This is a genomic window from Bacillus sp. 275, from assembly GCF_001999205.1.
GTDB classification, from domain to species: Bacteria; Bacillota; Bacilli; order Bacillales; family Bacillaceae; genus Bacillus; species Bacillus velezensis.
This window is the reverse complement of the sequence record NZ_CP019626.1, coordinates 2,863,446-2,889,355: the sequence shown is the minus strand read 5'-3', so window position 1 is coordinate 2,889,355 and position 25,910 is coordinate 2,863,446. Positions and strand designations below refer to the sequence as shown.

The 25,910-nt window shown below is 47.2% G+C and carries 27 protein-coding genes; 7 read left to right on the top strand and 20 right to left on the bottom strand.

The genetic code is table 11. The features are described from left to right. Nucleotides 1-25 precede the first annotated feature (25 nt). Both BZ167_RS14100 and BZ167_RS14095 read right to left on the bottom strand, forming a co-directional pair. Nucleotides 26-379 carry a YunG family protein gene (locus tag BZ167_RS14100; RefSeq protein ID WP_031378393.1) on the bottom strand — a complete coding sequence of 118 codons (354 nt, stop codon included), beginning with the start codon at nt 377-379 and terminating at the stop codon, nt 26-28. 72 nt (nt 380-451) lie between these two features. Next, on the bottom strand, nt 452-1,816 hold the full coding sequence (locus tag BZ167_RS14095) for an allantoinase (protein WP_015418147.1): 1,365 nt from the start codon (nt 1,814-1,816) through the stop codon (nt 452-454). Between the two features lie 179 nt (nt 1,817-1,995). Between BZ167_RS14095 and BZ167_RS14090 the strand changes: the two genes are divergently transcribed. After that, nucleotides 1,996-3,591 (top strand): PucR family transcriptional regulator, encoded by a 1,596-nt coding sequence (locus BZ167_RS14090; protein ID WP_015418148.1) that lies wholly within the window; start codon nt 1,996-1,998, stop codon nt 3,589-3,591. Nucleotides 3,592-3,928: 337 nt separating this feature from the next. Here the strand turns inward: BZ167_RS14090 and BZ167_RS20620 are convergent, their stop codons facing one another. The 7 genes from BZ167_RS20620 to allC form a co-directional block, all read right to left on the bottom strand. Continuing rightward, a complete protein-coding gene (locus tag BZ167_RS20620) occupies nt 3,929-4,057 on the bottom strand; it encodes a hypothetical protein (RefSeq protein WP_257008605.1) in 129 nt (42 codons plus the stop codon). After that, nucleotides 4,047-5,177 (bottom strand): Rap family tetratricopeptide repeat protein, encoded by a 1,131-nt coding sequence (locus BZ167_RS14085; RefSeq protein WP_015418149.1) that lies wholly within the window; start codon nt 5,175-5,177, stop codon nt 4,047-4,049. The genes BZ167_RS20620 and BZ167_RS14085 overlap by 11 nt, the downstream gene beginning before the upstream one ends. A 128-nt stretch (nt 5,178-5,305) precedes the next feature. Further along, nucleotides 5,306-5,485 carry a hypothetical protein gene (locus tag BZ167_RS20545; RefSeq protein WP_007410112.1) on the bottom strand — a complete coding sequence of 60 codons (180 nt, stop codon included), beginning with the start codon at nt 5,483-5,485 and terminating at the stop codon, nt 5,306-5,308. A gap of 125 nt (nt 5,486-5,610) precedes the next feature. Next, nucleotides 5,611-6,744 carry a hypothetical protein gene (locus tag BZ167_RS14075; RefSeq protein WP_015418150.1) on the bottom strand — a complete coding sequence of 378 codons (1,134 nt, stop codon included), beginning with the start codon at nt 6,742-6,744 and terminating at the stop codon, nt 5,611-5,613. A 56-nt stretch (nt 6,745-6,800) separates the two neighbouring features. Next, the gene (locus BZ167_RS14070) at nt 6,801-7,997 is read right to left on the bottom strand and encodes an MFS transporter (protein WP_015418151.1); all 1,197 of its coding nucleotides are present in this window, start codon (nt 7,995-7,997) and stop codon (nt 6,801-6,803) included. Nucleotides 7,998-8,118: 121 nt separating this feature from the next. Beyond that, complete coding sequence (locus BZ167_RS14065; protein ID WP_197985421.1) at nt 8,119-9,330, bottom strand: pyridoxal-phosphate-dependent aminotransferase family protein; 1,212 nt, start codon at nt 9,328-9,330, stop codon at nt 8,119-8,121. Nucleotides 9,331-9,390: 60 nt separating this feature from the next. After that, nucleotides 9,391-10,632 carry an allantoate deiminase gene (gene allC, locus BZ167_RS14060; RefSeq protein ID WP_061890803.1) on the bottom strand — a complete coding sequence of 414 codons (1,242 nt, stop codon included), beginning with the start codon at nt 10,630-10,632 and terminating at the stop codon, nt 9,391-9,393. A gap of 199 nt (nt 10,633-10,831) precedes the next feature. On the opposite strand from allC, the gene BZ167_RS14055 reads away from it, so the two are divergent. Then, nucleotides 10,832-11,701 carry an endonuclease I family protein gene (locus tag BZ167_RS14055; protein ID WP_077392119.1) on the top strand — a complete coding sequence of 290 codons (870 nt, stop codon included), beginning with the start codon at nt 10,832-10,834 and terminating at the stop codon, nt 11,699-11,701. Between the two features lie 49 nt (nt 11,702-11,750). Here the strand turns inward: BZ167_RS14055 and BZ167_RS14050 are convergent, their stop codons facing one another. Continuing rightward, nucleotides 11,751-12,857: an ABC transporter ATP-binding protein gene (locus BZ167_RS14050; RefSeq protein ID WP_053574107.1), complete on the bottom strand. Its 1,107-nt coding sequence runs from the start codon at nt 12,855-12,857 to the stop codon at nt 11,751-11,753. Between the two features lie 155 nt (nt 12,858-13,012). Here BZ167_RS14050 and BZ167_RS14045 point away from each other — a divergent pair, with 155 nt between their 5' ends. Next, entirely contained in the window at nt 13,013-13,741 is a 729-nt protein-coding gene (locus tag BZ167_RS14045; RefSeq protein ID WP_077392118.1) for a transcriptional regulator FrlR, read from the top strand. Between the two features lie 24 nt (nt 13,742-13,765). Here the strand turns inward: BZ167_RS14045 and BZ167_RS14040 are convergent, their stop codons facing one another. The 5 genes from BZ167_RS14040 to BZ167_RS14020 form a co-directional block, all read right to left on the bottom strand. Next, nucleotides 13,766-14,620: a PfkB family carbohydrate kinase gene (locus BZ167_RS14040; protein ID WP_040238907.1), complete on the bottom strand. Its 855-nt coding sequence runs from the start codon at nt 14,618-14,620 to the stop codon at nt 13,766-13,768. Between the two features lie 13 nt (nt 14,621-14,633). Continuing rightward, nucleotides 14,634-15,518 carry a carbohydrate ABC transporter permease gene (locus BZ167_RS14035; RefSeq protein ID WP_033574891.1) on the bottom strand — a complete coding sequence of 295 codons (885 nt, stop codon included), beginning with the start codon at nt 15,516-15,518 and terminating at the stop codon, nt 14,634-14,636. Nucleotides 15,519-15,521: 3 nt separating this feature from the next. Continuing rightward, entirely contained in the window at nt 15,522-16,412 is an 891-nt protein-coding gene (locus BZ167_RS14030) for a carbohydrate ABC transporter permease (RefSeq protein ID WP_012118373.1), read from the bottom strand. Nucleotides 16,413-16,436: 24 nt separating this feature from the next. Further along, a complete protein-coding gene (locus BZ167_RS14025) occupies nt 16,437-17,702 on the bottom strand; it encodes an ABC transporter substrate-binding protein (RefSeq protein WP_039255045.1) in 1,266 nt (421 codons plus the stop codon). Between the two features lie 73 nt (nt 17,703-17,775). Further along, a complete protein-coding gene (locus BZ167_RS14020) occupies nt 17,776-18,762 on the bottom strand; it encodes an SIS domain-containing protein (RefSeq protein ID WP_039253962.1) in 987 nt (328 codons plus the stop codon). A 196-nt stretch (nt 18,763-18,958) separates the two neighbouring features. On the opposite strand from BZ167_RS14020, the gene BZ167_RS14015 reads away from it, so the two are divergent. Beyond that, nucleotides 18,959-19,885, top strand: a complete 927-nt coding sequence (locus BZ167_RS14015; RefSeq protein ID WP_039253960.1) for a MerR family transcriptional regulator — start codon at nt 18,959-18,961, stop codon at nt 19,883-19,885. A 183-nt stretch (nt 19,886-20,068) separates the two neighbouring features. On the opposite strand, the gene BZ167_RS20540 is transcribed toward BZ167_RS14015, so the two are convergent. Then, nucleotides 20,069-20,272 carry a sporulation delaying protein family toxin gene (locus tag BZ167_RS20540; RefSeq protein ID WP_223609745.1) on the bottom strand — a complete coding sequence of 68 codons (204 nt, stop codon included), beginning with the start codon at nt 20,270-20,272 and terminating at the stop codon, nt 20,069-20,071. A gap of 73 nt (nt 20,273-20,345) precedes the next feature. Here BZ167_RS20540 and BZ167_RS14005 point away from each other — a divergent pair, with 73 nt between their 5' ends. Further along, nucleotides 20,346-20,618 carry a DUF1648 domain-containing protein gene (locus BZ167_RS14005; RefSeq protein WP_015240532.1) on the top strand — a complete coding sequence of 91 codons (273 nt, stop codon included), beginning with the start codon at nt 20,346-20,348 and terminating at the stop codon, nt 20,616-20,618. A 38-nt stretch (nt 20,619-20,656) separates the two neighbouring features. Here the strand turns inward: BZ167_RS14005 and BZ167_RS14000 are convergent, their stop codons facing one another. The 3 genes from BZ167_RS14000 to BZ167_RS13990 all read right to left on the bottom strand — a co-directional run bounded on the left by BZ167_RS14000 (nt 20,657) and on the right by BZ167_RS13990 (nt 22,951). After that, complete coding sequence (locus BZ167_RS14000) at nt 20,657-21,031, bottom strand: nucleotide excision repair endonuclease (protein ID WP_007410094.1); 375 nt, start codon at nt 21,029-21,031, stop codon at nt 20,657-20,659. Between the two features lie 65 nt (nt 21,032-21,096). Continuing rightward, nucleotides 21,097-22,212, bottom strand: a complete 1,116-nt coding sequence (locus tag BZ167_RS13995) for an NAD(P)/FAD-dependent oxidoreductase (protein WP_077392116.1) — start codon at nt 22,210-22,212, stop codon at nt 21,097-21,099. Nucleotides 22,213-22,249: 37 nt separating this feature from the next. Continuing rightward, on the bottom strand, nt 22,250-22,951 hold the full coding sequence (locus BZ167_RS13990; RefSeq protein WP_064115963.1) for a class I SAM-dependent methyltransferase: 702 nt from the start codon (nt 22,949-22,951) through the stop codon (nt 22,250-22,252). 73 nt (nt 22,952-23,024) lie between these two features. Here BZ167_RS13990 and BZ167_RS13985 point away from each other — a divergent pair, with 73 nt between their 5' ends. Both BZ167_RS13985 and csn read left to right on the top strand, forming a co-directional pair. Then, nucleotides 23,025-23,486, top strand: coding sequence for a DUF2691 family protein (locus BZ167_RS13985; RefSeq protein ID WP_031378382.1), 462 nt, complete (start codon nt 23,025-23,027; stop codon nt 23,484-23,486). 135 nt (nt 23,487-23,621) lie between these two features. Continuing rightward, nucleotides 23,622-24,458 carry a chitosanase gene (csn, locus tag BZ167_RS13980; protein WP_039253952.1) on the top strand — a complete coding sequence of 279 codons (837 nt, stop codon included), beginning with the start codon at nt 23,622-23,624 and terminating at the stop codon, nt 24,456-24,458. Between the two features lie 35 nt (nt 24,459-24,493). Here csn and sufB read toward each other — a convergent pair whose 3' ends face one another. Then, nucleotides 24,494-25,891 carry a Fe-S cluster assembly protein SufB gene (gene sufB, locus BZ167_RS13975; protein ID WP_007410090.1) on the bottom strand — a complete coding sequence of 466 codons (1,398 nt, stop codon included), beginning with the start codon at nt 25,889-25,891 and terminating at the stop codon, nt 24,494-24,496. Nucleotides 25,892-25,910 lie beyond the last annotated feature (19 nt).

Below are 25,910 nucleotides of genomic sequence, written 5' to 3'. Positions count from 1 at the left end.
ATCCTTCACCTCTCACTCTAGTTTATCACAGGTGTTTTTCTCTTTCTTTTTCCATGTTTTTTCTGAATGCACTTTTCAGGAACCGGTACTGATGTTCATTGGTGTCCGAAAATGCTTCATCTCTGGAAGAAAGAATGTGCTGATAGACGATCGGCTCTGAAAACTGACCGCTCGTGAAATCATATATCTCCCCGTCTATTCGGTTATAAAAATGCCAGCTTGTGCCGGTTTTTGTTTTGAGAATGTCACCGCCGTAAACATCTTGGATGACTAAAGCCGTTACGCCGCACTGGCCTTTGGCCGGGCAATCTTCCGTCCATTTTGTACTGGTCTTGCGCGACCAGGATGCCGTTAATATGTTCAAGATTTGATCATACAATGTGTTTTACTCCTTTTTATAAAAAGATACCACGAGACCCGCTTTCCAAACGACAAAAAAAACCGATTCTCATCAGAGAATCGGCTCTTTTATTTCAGAAGGCTTCAGGAATGTTCCGAAAGCCCCGCTCTGCTTACGGCCGCCATCCAGATACACACAGCGCCCCTTGCTGTAGGTCGCAGCAATTCGGTATGGAAAGGTGCGGCCTTCATACAGGCTTTGCTTATGTTTGGAAAACATCGTTTCTTTTGTGACGGTAAAAGGTTCCGGCAAAACGATGGCAAAATCAGCGTCAAATCCTTCTTCAAGCCGGCCTTTATTCGTTAACCCAAAGCGCTTGGCAGGTGCTTCGGCCGTCCATCGGGCCACATGTTCAAACGGAATCCCATGATCGATCGCTAATTGAATCATGCCGAGAAGCGTAAATTGGCCTCCGCTGATCCCGCCCCACGACAGGAACATATTATCCTCGCGTTTCAAAGACGGATGACAGGGAGAATGATCCGAAGACACCATATCAATCAGGCCCTCTGCCAAAACCCCGATCAATTCCTCTTTATCAGCCTCTGAGCGGAGCGGCGGAGCGCATTTGGCTGCCGCCCCTTTTTTGAGGAAGTCTTCAAAGCTGAATAATAAGTAGTGCGGACACGTTTCAACGGTGACATCCAATCCGTCTTTTTTCGCCTGCTGAATGGAGAGCACAGCCCGTTTCGTGCTGATATGTACAAAATGAAGCGCGCATCCCGTCGCTCTTGCATATTCAATCGCCCGCTGCACAGCCTCGCATTCGGCCTCTTCCGGACGTGAGGAAGCGTAAGCGCGGGCATCAATTTTCCCTCGGAGCGCGTACTCGGCTTCAAGGAATCGGGTGAGGGCGTCGCTTTCTGCGTGCAGGGCCAAAATCTTGCCGCACGCCGCGATTTCCTTCATTCCCTTTAAAAGAGTCCGTTCATCGGCTGATTGAAATTCATCCGTTCCCGACTTAGACAGAAACGCTTTAAACCCGATTGCCCCCGCTTCTGCCATCGGCCGGATATGTTCGGTATATCCGGGCATCAAACCGCCCCAAAGCGCAAAATCAACCGATGACTTCCGTTCGGCGATTTCCGCCTTTGCCAGCAGGTTTTCAACAGTTACCGTCGAAGGGATGCAGTTAAGCGGCATATCAAAATAAGACGTACAGCCGCCGGCAGCCAGCATGTTTGAGCCGGTTTCAATGCCTTCCCATTCTTCTCGGCCGGGTTCATTGAAATGGACGTGACAATCGACCGCGCCCGGAAACACATACATGCCGTCCGCCTGCACCACTTGTTCCGCGTTTTCGTCAATGCCGGGTCCGATCAAGGCGATTTTCCCGTCCTTGACGGCGATATCAGCCCGCTCTGTTCCGCCTTTTCGCACAGCTTTCGCACCCTTTACAATTACGTCATAGGCCATTTTATCTTCCTCCCTGTAAGGATGACGATTTTCTGTCAGTTTTTATCACAACATGCGTCTATGATTGCCAGTTTACTGCTACTATGATCGTAATACATCAGCAAAACCGCTATAATTTTTGATGATTTTTATTCATATTAACCAATGGTTGTCTTTAGAACCTGAAAGGAGACTGACTGATGAACATTTATGACGTGATGAAGATTCCCGCTTATGAGCGGGCAACATTAATCGCAGGCAGATCCGGCGGATGGAGGGGGGTGCAGCACGTCAACATGATGGATGCGCCGGACATCGCTGATTTTTTACATAAAAACGAATTGCTCGTCACCACGGCTTATCACTTGAAGGACCGCCCGCAGCTGTTGAAAGATTTGATCCGCCTCATGGCAAAACGGGGCTGCGCGGGACTGGGGATCAAAACGAAGCGTTATCTTAATGTCATTCCGAAAGATGCCGCGGAGCTTGCCGACCGGTATGAATTTCCGATTATTGAGCTGCCGGAAGACATCAGGCTCGGAGATATCGTCAACGCCACACTGAGCCATATTCTTGATATGCGTTCAAATGAGCTCCAGCAGGCCATTTACGCCCATAAAAAATTCACAAACCACATCATGAGCGGCAAGGGGCTGCAATCCCTGCTTAAGAAGCTCTCAGACATTCTCCGGCTTCCCGTGCTGCTTTTGGATCAGCATACAAAACTCTTATCATCGTCCCACCGCATACCCATTGACACGTCTTTATTGAAAAACATCTGTTATTCCCTTTCCGGGCCTTATTTCACCTGCTTTTCCATGCTGTCCGACAGAAAGGCGTATTCTGTCCTGCCGATTCTGAATGTTGAAAAAAACTGCGGTTATCTGGTGATTCCGGAGCTCGTGCAGACCGCTGATAAAGGCATGATTTTGACAATTGAACAGGCGGCCAACGTCATTTCCTTTGAACTGCTGAAAGAAAATGCCGTCAAACAATTCGGCAGACGGGCGCGCAATGAATTTTTCAGCAATTTCATCGACCGCTCGTTTACCGGCCATGAAGAAATCAAAAGCCGCGCCAAAGAATTCCGGCTCCGCTGGGATCAGAAATACATGTGCATTTGCGGAAAGCTTGACCGAAATGAGAAAACGATCAGCTTTACCGAAAATCAGCTCGTTTCCGATCATGTATTTGATCTGCTTGAAGGGGAGCTGTCATCCTTTCCGTTTCCCCCTCATCTCTTTATTAAAGGAAATGTCGGTATTCTTTTAATTGAAGCGACAGACAGCTGGAATGAAATGCACGCGTCTGTCATCAGCTTTTTGGAGCAGTTTCAAAAGCAGGTCCGGACGCAATTTAAACGGACTGTCTCCTTCGGCATCTCAAACATATGCCAAAAGCTGATCGACGTCCCTGACGCTTTTACTGAAGCTTCAGACGCCATTTCATCCGGGCATTTGTCCAGAAGCGCGGAGTTTATTCAAATCTATCATGCCAAAGACGTGCCGGAGCTGCTCCGCCTGCTTCCGGCGGAAGATGTGAAGAAATTTTACGAAGCCACCCTCCAAAGCCTGGCCGACCGGCAAAAGGAGGACCAGAGCCTGCTTCATACGCTGTCTGTTTATCTGGAGACCCACTGCCAGATTTCAGAAACGGCTAAGCGCCTGTACGTCCATCGAAATACGGTGATCTATCGTTTAGAAAAATGCGAGGAACTGCTCGGCAAAAGCTTAAAAGATCCGGAAACGACGATGCGCCTGCGGCTCGCGCTGAGAATGCAGCGGCTGATCGGTTAAGAAATGGTTAGAGACAGGGATGCGGGGTGTTCTCCCGCATCCTATTTAAGAGGGATTGATTCAGCTTAATCCTCAAAAAATGCTGCCATCAACATCTGCTTCCAGTGATGTCATCAGGCGTTAGTTATGATTTCAGCAGACTCTAATCTAAACTAAAAAAGCCTTTCCCGAAGAAAAGGCGTAAGCTGTTCAAGTTTGAAGACGATCAGAAGCAGTTTGAAAGGTAGCATGTGTTTGTTTTTCCACTGTGTTCATACCCAATCCACATACTAAAGTCAATGACAGACCCAGGACGATGAAAATGCTCTTTTTAAAATTCATACTGGCACTCTCCTTCTTAGGTTTGATTACGATCAGACGAAACTTGATATGATCCATCAAATGAAACAGACGATGCCGTTAGACCGGCCCCTGACATTAAAACGACAGCCGACACAATGATAAATACGCCTTTTCTAAAATTCATACAGGCATTCTCCCCTCTGAATTTGTTTTTGCGTTTGAATCATTTTTTGATGATAAAAATAAGATTTGTCATATTGCTTTGACTCTGCAAAAACAGCAGCCGTATCAAGAGCAATATCTTCTACATACGAATAGTTTTTATTTTTCTCAAGGTAATCAATTGTTTTTTTGATTCCCATTTGGTCTATTGCATTAATATATAAAGCCTCCAAATATTTTTGCAGAGATTCAAACAGCTTATCCCCTTGATATATCGCTGATGAAAGTCCCTTTTTGCTGATTTGAATCGCCTCGCTTGTTTTCCCTTGTTTAAATAGAAGCTTTGCGTATGTAAACAAGGAATGCGGAAGGTTACCCAATTTATACTTTTCGGATATCTCCGCTGCTTTTTTTAAGTAGATTTCAGCTTTACTGTATTCTTCCAGGTCTCCGTAATTCTTTCCTATGTTGTAATAAGCAGAACTGAGCAGCCTTTCATTATTGTTTACTTGTTTCGACAACTCTAAAGCTTTTTCTAAATGCGGCAAACTTTTTTCAAAGCGTTTAAAGTCAACATAATTTCCTGATATGACAAATAGACATTGAATTTTCCGGACTTTATACAACTCATACTGATCGTAAATATCGAGCGCTTGCTTTACGTGATGCATGGAGACGTGGCTTTGTTTCATACCGTAATATGCTTCAGCCAGTTTAAAATGAAACTCCGCTCTCTCAATTTCATCATGCACATGAACGAGTTGTTTTTCAGCCTCTCTATAAAAGCCGATCGCCTTTACATACTGCTTTTGATCAAATTCATACATGCCGCGGAAAAATAAAGAATAATAGCACAGCAGGCCGGAAATTCCTTTATTTGATGCTTCGATTGTTTCCAGCAGCTCGTCAATTGTCGGTCTCACGCGGGTAGTCACCGGTTCTAAATAATCCAGCATAAGCTGATGGCGGAATTTCATGAGGGTGTAGTAAATCAGTAGATACTCGTCTTCTTCCATCTCATTTATTTCTTGTTCCACTTCCGCTTTCAAAATCTCCGCATCCGGAACACTGAACTGACGTATCATTTTGTACCATTCATTAATCTTAACGCCAACCTCCGATGATGGTAAAACAGAACTCACAAGGCCACTCCTCCTTTTATTTCATATTCTAACATTTCCAAAATTATGTATGCCCGCAATAAAACCGCAAAATTTCATTCGGCTTGATCATAAATCTTAGTTTTAAGTCTACAACAAAAAAGCAGTCCCTATGCAGCCTGCTTTTTTTTGAGAAATTTATCTAAGATGAACATAAATAATGTGAATAACAGAGACATTATCAACATGTCTAGTATAGTTACATTAGAATTTTCTTTTACTAAGAAGAACCAGAGAAGCTGTAAAACGAAAGAAATCACAAAATACAATATGTACCTGATACTATTCATGTCAATCCATCCCTTCGCTTATCTTATTGCCCTTTACAGGGTAACCTGAACCATGCTGGAATCTCCCGGTAATGATGAGTATAATATATGCAGAATGTAACTGGAGCTGATCTAATCATCTCAACTTATTTTAAAATTTCAAAACGTGCAATTTCCCACTCTTTGTTTACTTTTAGCGGGATTGTTTTTAGCTTTTTGCCTGATTTCAAATCATAAGACGTGATGTCTCCAAGCTTCTTATCGCGCTGGATATCAAAGTTTTTAAGTAAAACATACATCTCTCTATCAGTGAATTGAACATCATTCATTAATTTGTTATCATCCCCAGCATAAAAATCAAAAGATTTTTTCTTAACCATTTTTTTATCAAACACCTGCAGCTTTCCATCAAAAGAAACAGCTAAGATGCTATCTTTTAATATTTTCAATTTTACAGGATGAAACCCTTTCTCCATCTCGACTTCTTTTTTTACCTTTAGCGTCTCTCTGTCTATTAATATGAGCTTAGAATTCTCTTTCTCATTCACGTTATCATTAACCGTCAGTATAAATGTATTTGCATTTAGAGCTTGGAATGCATCCTTTTCATCCATGAAGTATATCCCTTTATTCGGTATGGATGCCTTGTTCTCTTGCTTATTTGTCTCTGGGTTAATTGAAAGGATGGACATACTTTCTTCATCACTTGAAATGACATAAATTTTATTTTTAGCGACGATTGCTGATCCAAGTTCTCCGTCAAGCTTTATTTGTTTCTTGTTTTTTCGGCTGTTTCCCTTCCAATATACCAGTTCACTTTCCAGCCCTTTGTCTGTATATCCAACGTTAATGTCATGGATGATATAACCGTCAGAACTATTTATAAAGAAAGCACCTTCATCTTCAGTTGTTTTTGACAAACTCTTTTCATTGATTTTGTTTATTGTTCCGGTTTTATTGTCTATCATTAAGTGATTATTGCTTCTATTTGATGAGAAGAATGTATTATTTTTGTTATGTGAAGACATCGTGAAATTTATACCATCTTTCAATTCCAAGCTATCCATTTTAATACCATCTTCACTGTAAACCCCAATCTCACTTCCCCTATCTAAAGTGTTAGAAAAACCAACAATAAATTTTGCATTGTCAATATCCTTTAATACAGTCTTTTTATTGCTGCTTCTTTCCTCTTTTTCATTCCCAGTTTGGATGAGACCGCAAGAGGTTGTGACGATCAGTATACAAATGAAAATAAACAGGGTTTTAAGTCTACTCATTTTTTTCCTCCCTATGAGATAGCAAAAAGCCTCCGGATACCCGGAGGCTTTTGATTCTATCCTTGCTGCGTGAACGGCCGGGTCTGTGTCTTTTTGCCCCAGCCAAGCGCGGCCAGAAAACTGATGGCGAGAATAGCCGCTCCCAGCATATACGGAAATTCCATATTTACGTCAAAGAGAAAACCGGCGGCTGACGGTCCAGCGATATTCGCTAAGCTGATGAATGAGGTGTTCATCCCGCCGGCAAACCCCTGCTGGTCACCGGCGAGCTTCGACAGCATCGTATTAACCGCCGGCCGGAGCAGCGATGTCAGCGTCAGGAAAAAGATTGCTGCGGCAAAAACGGCCCAATATGAACCCGCAAACCGGCACCACACAAGTCCTGCAGCAGCCCCGATCAACGTCACGTTAATCACGCGTTTTTCCCCGAACTTGCGGACGAGATAACTGACGCCGACCGCCTGCACAAACACGCCGATGAGACCCGCAGCCGTAATAATAAAGGCAATATCAGACGCTTTAAATCCGTGTTTATGGTCAACGTAAAGGCCGAAAACAGATTCAAAGTTCATAATTCCGAAGTTCAGCACAAAAACCAGAATCAGCATAAACGCGAACGGCGATTTGAGCGCGCGTGACATTTGCTTAAACAGATGCTCACGTTTTTCCGTTTTTGCCCGGGCTTCCAGCTGCTTTTCACGCCCCAGCGTTTCGGGCAGAAAGAAAAATGAAAGCACACTTGAAAAGCAGGCAAGACTTGCAGACACGATGAACGGCACAGACATGCCGTAATGAACCAAATAGCCTCCGACACCGGGCCCGATGACGACACCAAGCGTCATCGCCGCGCTGAACAGCCCCATTCCTTTCCCGCGTTCTTCTTCGGTCGTAATATCCGCAATGTAAGCGAACATTGACGGCATTAAAAACGCCGCGCCCATTCCGCCCAAAAGGCGGGATGCGAACAATTGCCAGAGGCTTCCGGCAAAGGCGAAGATCAATTGTGACACGGCAAAGGCGGCGATGCCGAAAATAATCAGTTTCCGCCGTCCGTATTTGTCGGTTATTTCCCCGGCAATAGGCGCAAATAAAAGCTGTGTAAGCCCCGCCGCCGCAACAAGCAGACCCATCGTGCTGCCCGTCGCTCCGAATTCGGTAATATAAGTGGGCATAATCGGAATAATCAATCCGATTCCAAGCATCGCAATAAACATATTCAGCATTAAAATTGACAATCGGCCTATGTACGCCATGATTTCTTACCTTCTCCCCAGACAAACAGATGATCATTCCATATTTGTCATTTTTTATACCACTCAGTATAACGGGCAAAAGGGAAAAAAGTCCAGATGATTTCAATCTCGTTTTCAAGTCTCATGACAGCACACCGGTTTCAGCCGGCAGATCATATATGTTAAGAGCCGCCTGCAGCGCTTCCCCGGCTTTAACGGCAACTCCGTGTCTGATCAGAACCGCTTCAAGTCCGGCCAGCACAAACAGCACATTTTCCTTTCTGCAGCTGTAGCCCATCGTTCCGATTCGCCAAATTTTCCCCTGCAGCGGACCGAACGAGCTGGCGATTTCAATTCCGAATTGAGACAAAAGCATACTTCTGATCGATTCGCCGTCTGCTTCCGGCGGAATCTTCACACATGTGACGACAGGCAGCTTCGCCTCCGGATCGCCGAATAAATCAAGGCCCATCGCTGCAAGTCCCGCCGTAAGCGCTTTTTCATGACGCCGATGCCTGCGGAACCGTTCTTCAAGTCCTTCTTCCAGGACAAGGCGCACACCCTCCCGCAGCGCATAAAGCATTGCTGTCGCTTCTGTATGGTGATTCAGCCTTCTTTCACTCCAATAATCTTCGAGCTGGCTCAGATCAAAATAGTTGCTCGTAACCGGCCGATGACCGGACAGCCTTTTGCCGTCGGCTGCCGTCGCAATGCCCCGTTCTACCTTTTTACGCGCGGCAATGACAGCTGCCGTCCGGTCATTATAAGTAATCGGCGCCATTCCGGAAGGGACCGACAGGCATTTTTGCGTTCCCCCGATGACTGCGTCAATCTTCCATTCATCCGTTTTTACGGCGCAGCCTCCGATCGTGGCCACGGCATCCACGATAAAGAGTGCGTCTTGGGCGCGGCACGCTTCCCCGATTTCTTTCAGCGGGTGAATCCGCCCCGTTGATGTTTCTCCGTGCACCATAGCGACGATTTTCGGGGAAATTTTTTTCATCTCGCTGATAATCTCTTCAGGCCGGAAGACCGTTCCCCATTCACACTCAATCGTATGAACGTCCGCTCCGTACCGCTCGGCGATTTCAGTCAGCAGGTATCCGAAGCGTCCGTATATCGGAACGAGCACGCTGTCGCCCGGTTCTATCACACTTGCGAGAACAGCCTCAATCCCCGCTCTTGATGTACCGTCAATCGGATAGGCCCAGCGGTTTTCCGTTTGAAACAATTCACGGAGCATTTGCATCGTTTCGTTCATGATGCCGGTAAATGCCGGGTCAAACTGGCCGATGATCGGAGCGCCCATCGCCCTCAGCACTCTCGGTTCAGCTTCTGTCGGTCCCGGTGTCATAATCGTTCTTTGCGGAATGCACAATTCTTTTCTGGTCGGCACGCCGATTCCCCCTTTACGTTAATAGGCAAGTTTATGTAATACATTCGCCAGCGTAAGGACGCCGGTTTCAAGCTGATGTACGGGTGTGAATTCAAGCGGCGAGTGGCTGATCCCGCCACGGCTCGGCACAAACAGCATGCAGGCCGGAAAGGTTCTGCCGAGCATCTGGGCGTCATGTCCCGCTCCGCTTACGATTTTCTCCGGGTCCGCCCCCTGTTCTTTTGCAGCCTCCGCTGCGGTACGCGTCAGTGTCTGATTCATTTGAACCGGCTCTATCCTCATATATTCATCAATAACGGGTCTGACTCCTTTGCTGCGGCTGATGTTTTCAACAATCGACACCAGTTTCTGATGGAAGGCTGCCAGCACGTCTTCCTCCGGGTGACGAATATCAACGGAAAACTGGATACGGCCCGGAATGACATTCGCCATATTCGGCTCAACCGTCATTTTCCCGCACGTCAGGCGGAGCTCTTCCGGCTGTCTTTCCGCTGAGAGCATGAGTTCATGGATGATGCTGCTTCCCGCCGCGAGCGGGTCTTTCCGCCATTTCATTGAAGTGGTGCCGGCATGGTTGCATTCACCGTCAAGCGTAACAGTATAGCGTCTCTGTCCGGCAATCCCGGTGACAATCCCGATATCCCTTCCCGATCGTTCAAGCGTTTGCCCCTGTTCAATATGAATTTCCAGAAAGGCTTTGATATCTGTGCGCAGCGGTGCTGGATAACGGCCTGCACCGAAGCCGTTCTGCCGCATGGCTTCTTTCAGAGAAATGCCGGACGCGTCTTTCGGCGTTTCCGCATCTGAAAGCGAGAAAGCACCGGTGATATTGCCGGAGCCCCAATAAGTGATGGGAAAACGGCTCCCTTCCTCTTCACAGAGCGACACAGCCTCCAGCGTTTTTTTCGGACGCCCGCACGTCTCATGCAAATACCGGATCGCCAGCATGCCCGCCAGCACGCCGAACGCACCGTCATATTTGCCGCCGTCAATAACGGTGTCAATATGCGACCCGGTCAGAATCACCTCATCAGGCGATTCTGTGCCGTTCAGCCGGCCGAACACGTTTCCGACATCGTCAAATGCCGTTTCCAGCCCGAACGCCTCCATTTTCTTTTTGACGGCAAGCTGGGCGTCCATCCATTCTTTCGTATATAAAAGCCTCGTCACTCCGCCGGAAGCGGAAGCGCCGAATTGAGACAGCCATTGTATGTCATCGGAAATCCCGATATTCGCCGCCGAAAGCTGCTGATGTTCCATACACGCCCTCCTTTTAAACTGAAAAACTGACAAGATGATCTTCATTATAGAAGGAGCGCATAACGAGTTCATTATCATATCCTCTAAATAATCAATGATTTTCCGGATACTTTGACCAATAAGCCGAAGGAACCATTTTTCAAAAAAGATAGAATATTAGATTTATTTTTTGGATAATAGAGGTAAAGGAGGGCAAGTCATGACAAAAAAACTTTGGTTTCTGCCGATTGTCTGCCTGTTTTTCATTTTTGGATGGGCCGCGCCGTCAGCCTCTGCGGGCGCGCCGGCTGACACGAATCTGTACAGCCGGATGGCGGTTTCAACTGCCGGCGGCACAACTCTTTTTCCGCAAACTGCCTCAGCTGTCATCACTCCGTCTGCGGATACGGACACATATTACAAAGAAGCTTCCGGAAAAAGCGGAACGGACTTAAAGAGCGCCCTGCACCGCATCATCAGCGGACATACAAAGCTGTCTTACAGCCAAGTATGGAATGCATTGAAGGAAACTGACGAAGATCCGGCAAACCCGAACAATGTCATCTTGCTCTACACCCAGGAATCACGGGCCAAAAGTAAAAACGGCGGCAGCGTCGGGGACTGGAACCGCGAACACGTGTGGGCAAAGTCACACGGAAACTTCGGAACAGCTGCCGGCCCAGGGACGGACATTCATCATCTGCGCCCTGCAGACGTTCAGGTGAACAGTGCCAGAGGAAATATGGATTTTGATAACGGCGGCTCAGAATACCCGAAAGCGCCGGGCAATTATTACGACGGCGATTCCTGGGAGCCGCGCGATGAGGTTAAAGGAGACGTCGCCCGCATGCTGTTTTACATGGCGGTGCGTTATGAAGGAGAAGACGGGTATCCCGACCTTGAGCTGAATGATAAAACCGGAAACGGCTCAGCTCCTTACATGGGAAAACTGTCCGTTTTGCTCAAATGGAATCAACAAGACCCCGTCGACAGTAAGGAAAAACGGCGGAACGAAATCATTTACGAAGACTATCAGCATAACCGCAATCCGTTTATCGACCATCCGGAATGGGCGGACGAAATCTGGTAATCGTATCATAAGAAGTGATAAGGGAGCCCCGATCATCAGGCTCCCTTTTTCAATATACGGCGTTTTCAGTGTCGGCATCAAAAAAGACGGCCCGGTTCATATTGACCGCAAGCAGAATGGCATCGCCGGGTTTCACCTGTGAAGCGCCGTCAAGACGGATCGTCATGCGGTCATCTCCGCTCACCGCATGAACGTACATCTCCGCGCCTAAGTTTTCACATACTTCCGCCACAGCGCGGCACACCGCTTCAGGCGGGTGCTCTGATTGTCCGGCAAGCGTCAAATGCTCCGGACGCAGCCCCGCAATCATCTCCTTACCGCTGTATCCTTTCTGCACAAGAACAGCCGCTTTTTCTTTCGGAATGGGCAGACGAACGGACGAAGCGGCAAAATACCATTGCCCGTGACTTCCTTCAATGACGCCTTTTATAAAATTCATACTCGGAGAACCGATAAAACCCGCCACAAACAGATTCGCCGGATAATGATAAATCTCATGGGGGCTTGCGGCCTGCTGAATATCTCCTTCATTCATCACGACAATCCGGTCGCCCATTGTCATCGCTTCCGTCTGATCATGCGTCACATAAACGATGGTCGCTTTCAAACGCTGATGGAGCTTGCTGATTTCGGCGCGCATCGTCACTCGCAATTTCGCATCTAAGTTGGAAAGCGGCTCGTCCATCAGAAACACTTTCGGCTCCCGCACGATCGACCGGCCGAGCGCAACCCGCTGCCGTTGCCCGCCTGAGAGAGCCTTCGGTTTCCGCTGGAGCAGATGCCCGATTTCCAAAATATCGGCGGCCGTCCGGACTCGCTCTGCGATTTCTTTTTTCGGCAGCTTTCTGAGCTTCAAACCGAACGCCATATTATCAAACACCGTCATGTGGGGATACAGCGCGTAATTCTGAAAAACCATCGCGATATCGCGATCCTTCGGGGGCAGATCGTTCACCGCGTCTCCATCGATATAAAGCTTCCCCTCAGAAATGCTCTCCAGTCCGGCAATCATTCTGAGTGTCGTAGATTTGCCGCAGCCGGAGGGACCGACTAGCACCAGCAGTTCCTCATCTTTTACATCTAAGTGAAAATCCTTCACTGCCGCCGATTGGGCGCCGTATGTTTTTTTGATATGGTCAAATGTTAATGATGCCATTCGAAACCTCCTCCAATACTGGAAACCGCCACATCTTTCTGTTATGTTAAAAATGCTCGGGGTTTCTGACAGATTCATAAATAAAAAGCAAATTTGTATTATAACGTCATAATACATATAATAGTACTACTACTTGACAAAGGAGGTCCGTCCCATTGTTAAATAACGGGAGCTCGAAACCTTTATATATTCAGCTGAAACAAATTATCGCGGACGATATCAAGAAGGGCGTTTATTCGCCGTCCGTGAAACTGCCGACCGAAAATGAGCTGTGCGAAACGTACAACGTCAGCCGCATAACGGTCAGGAAGGCCATCCTTGATCTTGTGGAAGAAGGCTGGCTCATCCGGCAGCAGGGAAAGGGAACGTTCGTTAAAAGCCCTAAACTGAAGCGGGAGCTCATCGCGGTCAACGGCTACTCTGAATTTATGGAATCAACGGGGAAAAAACCGAAACACCAGATCCTTTCCCATGAAATCATTGAAGCGCCTAAATCCATCGCCCAAAAACTTCGCGTCGCTTCCGAAAGTCCCGTTCTTGAATTAAAACGCATTTTATTTCACGACGACCAGCCGCTCTCATTCGAAATCGCCCACTATCCGCTCAGTTTATTTCCCGACATCGGCAAGCATATTAAAGGCGGCGTGTCGATGCATGACATTTTGAAACAGCACTATCAGGTGGTGCCCACCCATAATACGAAGCTGTTAAATGTCGTATACGCCAAGCAGGAAGAAAGCCGCTATCTGGCTTGTGATATCGGGGATGCGCTTTTTGAAATTGACAAAACCGCTTTTATGTCAAAAGACCAGCCGATATACAGCTCGCTGTTTTTAATGCATACCGACCGCGTCACGTTTACCATTAACAGTCCCTATGCGTAACAAGTATAAAAAACGAGACAATGCTTATCGTATTCTCGTTTTTTCACTGCTTTTCCCGCCGCCCGGCCTGTAGGGATGCCCGTAACCGAACGCTCCGAACCCTCCGCATGTTTTGGCAGCCGTCCCGGCGGCCGCAGTAAGCGCTCGCCGAATATCCTGATGCTCGAAGAAATCGGTAAGAAACCCGGCGATAAAAGAATCACCCGCGCCCAATGTATCTATTATATCAGCTCTTACCACCGGCTGATGATAGACGCGTTCCCCATCCGATAACACCGCGCCATGTTCTCCCCTTGTCAGACAGACGATTTTCGCTCCGAAACCGCGGGCTTTTTCGGCAAGCCGCATACATTCACTTTCACTCAAATCACTCCCGGAAAAAAACGCATACGTCACGTACGGACAGACCGCTTCTAAATAGGCTTCGTCACGTTTTACAGAGAAGTCAAAGGAAATCGGCACATGGCCGCTCAGCATCGGAAGGTCACGTTCTATCCTGCTGTATACGCTCGTATGCAGCAGATCATGTCCGGCGATAAATGAGATGTCATTCTCCTGAAAAGCGAGCGTCAGACGCGATTGCACGCCGCCTTTATTTGATCCGGCAAATATCCTGTCCCCTCTTTCATCAAGCGTGACGACCGCCATCCCGTTTTCTCCGTATGCCCGGCGGATCAGATCGGCATTCACCTTTTCCAGTTTCAGCACATTCAATACGTGATCCGCCGCTTCATCACTGCCGAGAATCCCGATATAAGAAGTTTCGTGGCCTAAGCGCCGGGCAAGCACGGCTACGTTTAACGCATTTCCGCCCGGGTAAAACGTCTCCTGATCCTGATAATAATCTACTACATTATCTCCGGCCGCTATCAGTTTCATCTTTTCATCCTCCTTATCCTTTTACGCTTCCCGCTGCAATGCCGCGGATAAAATATCTCTGCATCAATAAAAACAGCGCGATGATCGGAGCAGCAGAAATCGTCAGCCCGGCCAGCAGCACGCCCCAATCCGTCTGCAGCGCATCTCTGAACTGCATCAGCCCGGCCGGAATCGTCCGTAAATTTTCATCATCGATAAAAATAATCGCAAACATAAACTCATTCCATGTATGGTAAGCCGTCAAAATGCCTGATGTCACCAGAATCGGCACGCTCATAGGTAAGAATATTCTGAAAAATATTCCGAAACTTGTACATCCATCCAGATAGGCAGCTTCCTCAAGCTCTTTGGAAATCGACAAAAAATAGGAACGGATCAGAATCACGGTAAACGGAATACGGTAGGCGGCGTACGGAAGAATCAATGCCCAATACGTATTGTACAGTCCCAATGACTGGATAATGGAGTACAGCGGCACAAGACTGACCTGCGGCGTCAGCATCAAGCCGCCAAGACAAATGATCAGCACAAACCCTTTTCCTTTAAATTGAAAACGGGCCAGCCCGTATGCCGCCCAGGCGCTCACAAATACGGTGATGAGACAAGTCAGCACGGTCACAATGACGCTGTTCATAAAATAAGCGGAAATCCCTTGGTTCCATGCGGATACGAAGTTTTCGGGATGCCAGACAGAGGGCAGCGACCAGCTGTGCTCAAAAATCTCATCCGAGCTTTTAAAGGCGCTGACCGCCATCCATAACAGCGGATAAGCAACGGCAATGAGGTAGATTAAGAGAAACAGCCACACAGACGTTTCCCCGACATACCATTTTCTCGGTTTTCCGCCTGTTCTGACGGCCTGACGGGCATGACGCAAGTCCGTCTTTTCAGGAAGCATCGGCTACTCCTCCTTTCCGGTCTTAAAGAATTTCATCTGAATAAGCGACAGAGCAAGCGTCAGCAAAAGCACCACCGTCGCGATCGCAGAAGCGTAGCCCATCATATCCTTTGTAAAAGCGCTCTTATACAAAAATGTGCTCAGCACTTCTGAAGCATTGCCCGGCCCTCCGCCGGTCAGAATATACGGTTCATTAAATACGGTAAATGCGCCGGTCAGCGTCATCACCACGGCAACAAACGACATTTCTTTCGTCTGCGGCACCGTAATGTGAAAAAACTGCTGGATTTTTCCGGCTCCGTCCAGCTGCGCCGATTCATATAATTCAGCGGGAATGCTCTGAATCGAGACAATGTACAGCATGGCGATGTAACCGACAGACTGCCATTGAGACACAAAAATGACAGACAGCATAGCGGTGTTTTCATCGCCCAGCCACGCCCGGGTCAGTTCATCAAGTCCGACGGCTTCCAGCAGCTGATTCAAGAGACCGATTTCCGGGTTATAAATAAAATCAAACAACAGCGCAATAACGGTCATGGAAATGACAACCGGAAGAAAAAAGACCGTGCGGAAAAACGGCGACCATTTTCTTACCAATCTGTCTTCCAGCACGGCCGCCAGAATTAAGCCGCCGCCAACCTGGCAAATCAGCGATATGACCGCATACAGCACATTGTTGCGGAGTGCTGTAAAAAACACGGGATCGTGAAACAGGTCAATATAATTTTTCAAACCGATAAACGTCTTTTCGGGTTGAAATGAGCTCCATTCAAACAGACTGAAAAACACATTCTCAATAATCGGAATGTAAACGAACAGCAGAAAAATCAGCGCGGGCGCGAGAAACAGATACGGAATGAAACGTTTTCGGCTGACCAAGGAAATCCTCATCTCCTTTCTCCAAAGAAATCTGTTCTATTCAGATGACGCTTTGACCTGACGCGCCGCTTTCTGCACGGAATTCATCACCTCGCGCGGTGTCATTGTGCCGCCGAGCATCTGCTGAACGCCTGCCGCATACACATCGGCGATTTCAACGTCAACATCCATATCAAACCACGGCACCATTGATTCGGCGCGGACGATATCCTGCACGGCTTCACGCTGGATCGGGGCGGAATTGTTTTCTGTCGCCGTTCCTTGAACCGCGCTGTATTTACCGACGTCTTTTATCAGCTTCTCTCCCATTTTTTTCGAGGTTAAAAACTGTAGAAATTCCATGGCTTCTTTCGGGTGCTTCGTTTTTGAGGAAATCATAAATCCTTCCGGAGATCCGGTCAGTGCACGGGGAGATCCCTTTTCGCCGCTGAGTTTCGGGAAAGGAAACAAGCCCAGATTGACCGGTTCGACGAGCTTAATTTCTGCCGTTTCCGCATAAATCATCGCCGCTTTGCCGCTCGTAAACTGCTGGCGCACGTATTCGTGATCAACGGAGTTCACGTGCTTTGTAAAGTACGGCAGAAGTTCCTGAAGCTTTTCAAGCGCTTTGACATAGCCTTCGTCCGTAAACTCCCCGGTTTCCGGGCTGTAATCCTTCGCCCGCGTTTTTTCATCCACCATACGCTGGTTCAGCGTCCCGATATAATGAGAAATCGTCCAAGGCGCTTTTGTGCCGAAACTGATCGGAATATATCCGTTCTCTTTCAATTTCTCAGAGACTGTGATCAGTTCATCCCATGTCGCCGGGGGCTTCAAATGTAATGTATGAAAAATGTCCTTATTATAAAAGAATGATTTAGCGTCCATTTGCCACGGAACACCGTACTGTTTTCCGTCATGCGTAAAGGGTTTGATTTGTGACTGCACAAGCTGTGAGGACCAATCTTTATCCTGCTGATAGTAAGACGACAGATCGAGGGCTTTATCTCCTTTGATGAATTTATAAGCAAACCGGTCGCTCCATGAAAAGAAAATATCAGGGGGGCTCGTTGTTCCGAGCATGACTTTCACCTTGTCTTTATAAGAATCGTTTAAGACCGCTTCCGTTTGGATATGAATATCCGGATGAGCAGCTTCAAATTCTTTGACCGCTTCTTCGAAATAGCTTTTTTCCGGCTCCTTCGGCCACCTGTGAAAAAACTTCAAGGTCACTTTTCCGTCAGAGGAACTGCTTTGGCTTGAACAGGCGGCGGCTGACAGACATACGGCTAACAGAACGAACAGGCAGATGAGCTTTTTCAGATGCTTTTCCTCCTTTGTCACCGGACTATAACGTTATATATCATTATAGTCCGGTGAAATATAATGCGCGTTCTTAATATTCGACTTTCCACATGTAACGCCGCTGGCTTAACGGATGGTTCCTTGCTTCCGCCAGCGCATCCGCATAGCTTCTGAGCACCCGGTTTAATACGAGAGGAGCCAGATAGCCTTTTACAGAATCGTCAATTCCGGAAAAATCATATGCTGCCGCATCAAGCACAGTCAGTTTTTTGCCGTATCTTTTTGAGAAGGAAAGCGCCCGCTCTTCAAGGGGTCTTGTTTCGTCTAAGCCGAGCAGGATAATAAATGGAACGGATTCATCAATGATTTCGAACGGTCCGTGAAAATATTCTCCGGCATGAATGGCGTGGGAATGAATCCATTGCATTTCCATGAGAATGCAGATGCTGTAGGAGTAAGCGACGCCGTAGTTCGCACCGCTTGCCATCGTGTAAATGATATCTTCTTTTTCGTGGGCTTTCGCGAATGCCTTTGCGTGATCCGCTTCTTGTTTAAGCGCTTTGTCATATACGGTCTGGAGCTTATTGAGTCCGTCGATCGCGTGCTCAAACGCGGTATGGTTTTCCAGCACGTGTAAAGCGCCGAACACGATTTGATACAGAACCCCGTAATTCGTGTTTATCGCCTGTGCATTCTCACCCCAGTCATACACCGCGACATATTCGGCTTCTTTCGCTAGCGGAGAATCAGGCTCAAAGGTCATCGCAATCGTAAGCGCGCCTTTTTTTCTGGCGAAACCGGCGGCTTTCACCGTTTCCGGCGTATTGCCTGACTGAGAACATAAAATCACGAGAGAGTTCTCCCCGAGCTGAACGGGATTGCGCTGAATAAATTCATTTGAACTGTAGAGATCAGAGCTGATGGCTTTCGCCTCTCTGTCAAACACGTACTTGCTCGGATACATAATGGCTGAAGAACCCCCGCAAGCGACGAAAAAGACGTGGTCAATCGTTTTTCCTTTCAGATCATCCAAGAAAGCCTGAACTTTGTGATTCACTTGTGCGGCAGTTTGACTCAAATCCTTCACTCCTCAGTGTTTTATTATATAACGTTATATAACATTATATAACGTTATATTAATCGCAACAAAGGTGCGTTGTCAATCATATTTTCTGAAATTTCTAAAATATGAAATAAACCCGTCTTATTTGCCGCCCTCTCTTGACCTGACCCTTAGAGACACGTTTAGAATGAAAAACAGGGAGTGATTCAGAATGAATATAAAAGAAGCCGCAAGGCAGACGGGTCTCACGAAAAAAGCCATCAAATATTATGAGCAGGAAGGTTTAATCACCGTCAGCAAAAACCCTGATAACGGATACCGTGAGTATTCCGCTCAGAACGTGAATACGCTGAAAATGATTGCCGCCCTCCGAATGCTGGCACTGTCTGTAAGCGATATTAAAGCGTTCCTCTTAGAGGGCAGCAGTCTGCATGATATACTGCGCCGGCAGCATCAAAAGCTCAGTCGGCAGATTGAAGAGCTTGAGCAGGAACGGAAACTGACTGAAATGCTGATCAAACGCGTGGAAGATGCGGAAAATGTCGATTCAATTCTGCATGATATCGGCGAGGTCAAAATAGATGAACCGAAGTATATGGGACTTCAGCTGAAAAAACTGTTCCCGGGAGATTTCGGAAAATTTATCGCCGCGCTGTTTGAACCGTTCCTCGACTTTTCTATTGATACAGATGAGAAAAAAACGATATGGGCAAAGCTTATTAAAGTATTGGATGATATGGAAGAAGTTCCGGCTGCACACCCGATGATGCAGCTGGTCGGCAAGGAGGATCCGGCTCAGCTCCAGCAGCACAAAGTCCAGCATGACCAATTTATCGAGCGGATTTTGGAGAGAGACCCCGCCACTTGGGACACTCATAAAAACATCATCATTCAGCTTGTGAAAAGAGTGCAGACAGATGAAGAATACAGGGAAAGCCTGATCAAGGTCGGAGAATCCGCTTCTGATCTGCCCGCGCTGAAGGCGGGATCGCCTTTCAGCAATCTTCTTCAAAAGCTCAGCCCGAAATATGACACGTACGTGCGACTTCAGCTTGAACTGAAAAAAGAAGCCGACGAGGAACTCGGCTTTGATTCAGAAGCATATTTAAAAGAGATGCTTCAATCAAAAAAACGCTAAGGTTCGTTTCCTTAGCGTTTTCTTTCTTCATCCTCAGTGCTGCGCGTTAATGCGGTCAACGACATTAGCGATGAGCTGCTCTTTTCCTAAGTCGGAATCTTCGTCAACGCTTGCTACTGTCAAAATGATGGCCGCTACCGCAAGAGCGATCGTCTCAATGGCGGCCGCCGCGTTTAAAAATACCTATACAGCCGTTGCGCATTGGCCGATGGCCGTTGATTTTCCTTTGTCCATGCTCTTTTTGTCAAATTCTTCTTTCAGCACTTTCGCCATAATCTGCGAACCTTGATCAATGACGCTGTTCACTTTCTCATAATCGCCGCTGTAGACCGCCGCTTTCAACTCTTTAAAATAATCCCGCGATGACTTTTTAATATCAGCGATCACCTGATCGGAAACACCCATAAGATAAATACTGAAACTAATGAAATTTTTCACACTAAAAAAAGGGAGTGTTCATATGTTTTTAATGAATGATAAAGTGCTGTGGGGTGCTGTAGTTCTCGCCTTTATTCTGTCGATTGTGTTTTATCCGTTTCTTCCTGCTGATATGGCTATTCACTATGACGTGTCGAACCGTCCGAATACATCAATCAATAAAACGGCCGGCGTCCTGATTTTTCCCGTGCTCATGATGATCTGCATGTTATTCAGAAAAAAGGTCGTCCAGCTGTTCCTCATCGTTTACTGTCTGCTGATCGTGCATATTGCCGTGATGTGGCTGGCACTGTAAACATAAAGAAAACCGGAGCCCTTAAGCTCCGGTTTTTCTTATTTATAAAATACTTTCTCAATGTTGTATTTCGACTGAAGGGTATTGATCGCGTACGTTTCGTAAATCTCCCTTTCCATCGGATCATTTACGACACATACTTCAATTTTATACACTTCGTCCCTGTGATGTTTAACAGGCGACACATTGTCTTCAAAATGCTTTTTGATTCTTTGTCTTAATTTACGGGCTTTCCCGACAAACAGCAGCTCATCATGAATGTTATAAAACATAAAGATGCCGCCTTTGTCTCTCGGAATTTGGTGAAAATCAATGAAACCGTAAATCGCTTTAATCGCCGGTTCATTCTCCGACGGTGACTGCTGCCGTTCCGTAATGGTTACATCAGGAGCAGGAAGGTTTATTTTTATCAAATGGGTCACGTCCTCTTATTCATTAAAGCTCCATCCTATCATAAGAATGCGCCAAAAGCTATTTTTTATTCAAGCGCTCCGGCCGGATCATAAAGGCTTACATCAATTTCCGTCTGCTGCCCGAGCGCGAGTTTCGCCAGTTCAGCCCCCAGATACGGCCCGCTCGTAAGTCCTGAGGCGCCCAGCCCGTTGGCAACGAGGAGTCCGCTGATATTCGGCACTTTGCCGATGACGGGAAGAAAACCGGGAGTAAACGGCCTGAAACCGACTCTTGTCTCTATTACAGTACTTTCTGAAAGCCCCGGCGCCACGGTTAATGCTTTGTCAAAAATCTCGCGGAGACCGCCGGCCGTCACCCGCAAATCCATGCCGGTATCGTTTTCATGAGTCGCGCCCGCTATGATTCTGCCGCTGTCAAAGGCGAGAATGTATTGATCGTTTGGAGGCATGACGACGGGCCAGCCGCCCGTATCCTCTCCCTGAAGCTCTAAATGAACGATCTGCGCCTTTTGGTATGATACTGAAAAACGGATGCCGAGCGGCTCAAGCAGCTCTCCCGCCCAAGCGCCGGCCGTTACGAGAACCCGGTCGGCAGTAAGCGTGCGTTCTGCGGTTTTCACACCGATGACGGCACCGTCCTCTGTCAATATTGACGCTTCTTCATTGTAAACAATCGCGCCGTGCTTAACGGCCGCGTTTAACAGCGCCTTACGAAGCGCCCTCCCGTTCACCCGGGCCGCGCCGCTGACATGAACCGCCCCGTATTCCTCCGACAGCGCGGGGAACAGCGCCTTCGTTTCTTCCGGAGTCAGTCTTGTAATGTCACCGATTTCAGGGGCGTCCTCTCTTCTTTTATAAGCTCTTTCCTCCATTTGGCTGAGCTTTTTTTCATCCGTATGGAGGCTGACGGCACCGACCTTTTGATAACCGGTTTCTGTTTCTCCGTCCGCTTCAAGCTGCTGTATCAATTGGTTATAATAGCGGGCTCCGCCTTTTGCGATCGCATACCATGCCTGATTGCGGCGCTGCGACAGCCACGGGCAGACGATCCCCGCCGCGGCGTCAGTCGCCTGCCCCGGGTGTTTCCGATCAATGACCGTTACATCCGCACCGGCCTTTGCGAGATGATAAGCCGCGGACGCACCGAGAATGCCGGCTCCGATAATTATATAAGACTTCATGTGTAACACCTTTTCTATCTGTTTTGTCTTATTTATTTTAACAAATGGAGCGCCCGGTTCCTACCGGAGTCCTGACAGCGACAATGAGTTTTGAAAACGGAAACGTATAATAAAAGGAATACGTTCTTGTGTGAAAGCCGTTTTCTTCAAGAATTGCTCTGTATTGTGATGTATTTTTTATATCTGACACGGCCAATGTGCCGCCAGGCTTCAGCACCCTCACCATTTCCGCAATCGCCCGTTCCCTCTCTTTTCTGCCTGAAATGTTGTGTACGGTAAAATGCGAAATGACAAGGTCAAACGTTTTATCAGGAAACGGCATGGCTTGCGCGAGCCCGTCATACAAATCAATTTTCGGCGCTCCTTCTGCCCGTCTGTTCTTTTCGAATGCGTCTCTCCCGTTTCCGCCCAGATCCCAGCTTGACCATTTGTCAATCGCTGAGACGTCAGCGCCTTTTTGAGCCGCGGCGATCGCTAATAGCCCCCGCCCCGTACCGACATCAAGCACCTTCATGTCCGGCTTTAAACCGGAAAGCGCAAGAATGCGATGGCGGTGTAAAAGTTTAATGGCCGTTGAATACAAGAGCATCCAAAGACCGAGCAATAAAAACAAGGTGCCCGTCAGCCAGCCCCAGTAAGGAGGAATCATACCGCATAACGTGGCTGCAGCATAAAGGAGCGCAAGAAAGATAAATCCAAACGCTCCATAAGGCGCATCAATTCCGTATCGTGTTGTCATACTGTCAAGTCCTTTCAATATTTATCCAACTATTATACCATAATATTCAAAAGCCGAAAGGAGATACGACCATGTGAAACGCGGCATTACATTTAACATCCCAAATCAATTCGGACGGTTTGCGGCAGATATATTACAACCGTTCCCCATCTCTTCCTATACGTGGTTTATCGGTGATGGAGAGGCGTATACTGAATTCAAAGAAGACACCGATACAGACCTGTTTCCGCAAAATCAGCGCATCATTCAGGGTCAAGAACTCCGTCAGCGTCTGGAAGGAAACCCTTATTATATGATTTTTGCTGAATTGAAAGCTTTCCCGGGCGGGATGGTAACGGAAATCAATACGTACGAGGAGTATTTGGAGAGTTCCTGTGAGCTTGTGCTTCTCATTGCAGATTGCTCGTATGTAACGTTATATTGCAAAGATCCGGATATGCTCGAAGCCCTTTATCAGCAGGCTGTACAATGCGGGTTTCACCGCGTTGACTATGTTACAGATGAGAATGACGCGAGAACGGGATTGTCTGTCTGATGAAGGTGCGTTCTTTTTATGAAGCACCTGATAGGGCTTAGGATTCAAAATATTGACAAATTCGTGTGTTTTAACAAAAAAACAACCCCCTCATGTATACTGAGTGCGTAACTTACATATGAAAGGGGTATGGCAATGAAAATCAGCTTGAAGAAAAAAGCAGATTTTTGGAAGAAGACGGCGGTTTCGTCACTTATTTTCACCATGTTTTTTACCCTGATGATGAGCGGTACGGTTTTTGCGGCCGGGCTGAATAAGGATCAGAAGCGCCGGGCGGAACAGCTGACCAGCATCTTTGAAAACGGAAAGACGGAAATCCAATACGGATATGTTGAAGCGTTGGATGACGGAAGAGGTTACACTTGCGGGCGGGCCGGCTTTACGACGGCTACCGGAGATGCGCTGGAAGTAGTCGAAGTATACACGAAAGCGGTGCCGAATAACAAATTGAAAAAGTATTTGCCTGAATTGCGGCGTCTTGCGAAGGACGAAAGCGATGACATCAGCAATCTGAAAGGATTCGATTCTGCCTGGCGCTCACTTGGCAATGATAAAGCCTTCCGCGCTGCCCAGGATAAGGTAAATGACAGCTTGTATTATCAGCCGGCGATGAAACGTTCAGAAAATGCCGGACTGAAAACGGCCTTGGCAAAAGCAGTGATGTACGATACGGTGATTCAGCATGGCGACGGGGATGATCCAGACTCCTTTTATGCCCTGATTAAACGCACGAACAAAAAAATGGGCGGGTCACCGAAAGACGGAACTGACGAGAAGAAATGGCTCAATAAATTCTTGGATGTGCGCTATGACGATCTGATGAATCCGTCAGATGAGGACACCCAGGATGAATGGAGAGAATCGGTTGCCCGTGTCGACGTTTTTCGCGATATTGTCAAAGAGAAGAACTACAATTTAAACGGGCCGATTCATGTCCGGTCAAGCGAATACGGTAATTTCACTATTCAATAAACAAAAAAACCCCGCCATATGGCGGGGTTTTACTATTAACCGATGGAGCCTTCCATTTCGAACTTAATCAAACGGTTCATTTCAACTGCGTATTCCATCGGAAGTTCTTTTGTGAATGGTTCGATGAAGCCCATAACGATCATTTCTGTTGCTTCTTCTTCAGAAATACCGCGGCTCATCAAGTAGAAAAGCTGTTCTTCAGAAACTTTTGATACTTTCGCTTCGTGCTCCAATGAAATGTTGTCGTTCAGGATTTCATTGTAAGGGATTGTATCAGAAGTCGATTTGTTATCCATAATGAGCGTATCACACTCGATGTTTGAACGGGCACCGTCCGCTTTTCGTCCGAAGTGGACGATACCGCGGTATGTTACTTTTCCGCCCTGTTTAGAAATCGATTTTGATACGATTGTGGATGACGTATTCGGTGCAAGGTGAATCATTTTCGCGCCTGCGTCCTGATGCTGTCCTTTACCCGCAAGAGCGATAGAAAGCGTCATGCCGCGCGCGCCTTCACCTTTCAGAATGACAGCCGGATATTTCATCGTCAATTTAGAACCGATGTTTCCGTCAACCCATTCCATCGTCGCGTTTTCTTCACAAACCGTACGTTTCGTTACTAGGTTGTAAACGTTGTTCGCCCAGTTTTGAATTGTTGTATAACGGCAGTAGCCGCCTTTTTTGACGATGATTTCAACAACCGCGCTGTGAAGCGAGTTTGTTGTGTACACAGGAGCCGTACAGCCCTCTACGTAATGAACGCTTGCTTCTTCGTCAACGATGATCAGCGTACGTTCGAACTGACCCATGTTTTCAGAGTTGATGCGGAAGTAAGCTTGAAGCGGTGTTTCAACCTTCACGCCTTTAGGCACGTAGATGAAAGATCCGCCGGACCAAACAGCTGAGTTCAGCGCCGCAAACTTGTTATCAGTCGGCGGAATGACTTTCGCCCAGTGCTCGCGGAAAATGTCTTCATTTTCTTTCAGCGCGCTGTCTGTGTCTTTGAAGACGATGCCTTGCTCTTCAAGATCTTCTTTCATATTGTGGTAAACAACTTCGGATTCGTACTGTGCAGAAACACCAGCAAGGTATTTTTGCTCAGCTTCAGGAATACCGAGTTTGTCGAATGTCTGTTTAATTTCCTCAGGCACTTCATCCCAAGAACGCTCTGAACGCTCAGACGGCTTTACGTAATACGTAATTTCGTCAAAGTTTAAAGAGTTTAAATCCCCGCCCCACTGCGGCATCGGCATGTTGTAGAAATGCTCAAGAGATTTCAGGCGGAAATCAAGCATCCATTGAGGCTCTTCTTTCATGCGTGAAATTTCTTCTACGATTTCTTTTGTCAATCCGCGCTCTGAACGGAAAATGGAAACGTCCTTATCGTGAAAACCGTACTTGTATTCACCAATTTCAGGCATTTTTTTAGCCATCCATTTTCACTCCAATCTT